The organism is Microbacterium sp. B19 (genome assembly GCF_000333395.1).
In the GTDB taxonomy this organism is placed as follows: Bacteria; Actinomycetota; Actinomycetes; order Actinomycetales; family Microbacteriaceae; genus Microbacterium.
This window is the reverse complement of record NZ_BADA01000451.1, coordinates 1-1,606: the sequence shown is the minus strand read 5'-3', so window position 1 is coordinate 1,606 and position 1,606 is coordinate 1. Positions and strand designations below refer to the sequence as shown.

1 pseudogene is annotated in these 1,606 nt (G+C 69.3%); it reads right to left on the bottom strand.

Annotation, left to right across the window (positions count from 1 at the left end):
* Nucleotides 1-1,606, bottom strand: a pseudogene (locus I5G_RS22970) (class I tRNA ligase family protein); the annotation flags it as partial.

Genomic DNA, 1,606 nt, shown 5'->3' with positions numbered 1-1,606 from the left:
CGCCTGCTGCACTGCTTTGCCGAGACGCGGACCCCGCGGCGCGAGCCTTGACCGACAGGCGGTGGGTGATGCCGTACGCGGCGGCGGTGTCGGCCTCCAGCGCGATCTGTTCGACGCTCTTCACGTTGAGCTCGTCGCGGAGGATGTCGTCGAACTGCGCCAGGCCCGTGGCATCCGGAGTCACCACCGTCAGGCGCGGCAGCGGCAGGCGCACGCGCTTGCCCTCGCGCTTGCGGAGGGCGTTGGCGACGCTCGAGACCTCGCGCACGGTGTCCATGGCGGTCCGGATGTCGGCCGCGGCGGGGAACGCCGTGGCATCCGGCCAGTCCTGCAGGTGGACGCTGCGTCCGCCGGTCAGGCCCTGCCACACGCGCTCCGTCACGAGCGGCAGCAGCGGGGCGGCGACGCGGGTCAGCGTCTCGAGCACGGTGTACAGCGTGTCGAACGCCTCGCGGCTGGACGGATCGTCCGTGACGCCCACCCAGAACCGGTCGCGCGAACGACGGATGTACCAGTTCGTCAGCACCTCGGCGAAGTCGCGCAGCCGCTCGGCTGCGGTCGTCGAGTCGAGGCCCTCGAGGTCGGCGGCGACGTCGCGCACGAGGTCGCCGGTGAGCGCGAGGATGTAGCGGTCCAGGACGTCGGTGGAGTCGGTGCGCCACTGCGCCTCGTAGCCGTCGGGCCCCGACGCGTTGGCGTAGGTCGCGAAGAAGTACCACGCGTTCCACAGCGGCAGGAGGAACTCGCGGACGCCCGAGCGGATGCCCTCCTCGGTCACGACGAGGTTGCCGCCGCGCAGCACCGAGCTGGACATGAGGAACCAGCGCATGGCATCCGAGCCGTCGCGATCGAAGACCTCGCGGACGTCGGGGTAGTTCCGCAGCGACTTCGACATCTTCTGCCCGTCGTTGCCGAGGACGATGCCGTGGCACGACACGCCCGTGAACGCGGGCCGGTCGAACAGTGCGGTCGACAGCACGTGCATGACGTAGAACCAGCCGCGCGTCTGTCCGATGTACTCGACGATGAAGTCCGCCGGCGAGTGCTCGTCGAACCATTCGTGGTTCTCGAACGGGTAGTGCACCTGCGCGAACGGCATCGAGCCGGAGTCGAACCACACGTCGAGGACGTCCTCGATGCGGCGCATGGTCGAGCGGCCGGTGGGGTCGTCGGGGTTCGGGCGCGTGAGGTCGTCGATGTAGGGGCGGTGGAGGTCGACCTCACCGTCCGCGTTGCGCGGCAGGCGGCCGAAGTCCGCCTCCATTTCGGCGAGGGAGCCGTAGACGTCGACGCGCGGGTAGTTCGGGTCGTCGCTCTTCCACACCGGGATCGGCGAACCCCAGTACCGGTTGCGGCTGATCGACCAGTCGCGCGCGCCCTCGAGCCACTTGCCGAACTGGCCCTCCTTGACGTTCTCGGGCACCCAGGTGATCTGCTGGTTGTTCTCCAGCAGGCGGTCCTTGACCTCGGTCACGCGCACGAACCAGCTCGACACGGCCTTGTAGATGAGGGGGTTGCGGCAGCGCCAGCAGTGCGGGTACGAGTGCTCGTACGACGCCTCGCGCAGCAGCCGACCGCCCTGCTTCAGAAGCGGATCAGCGGACGG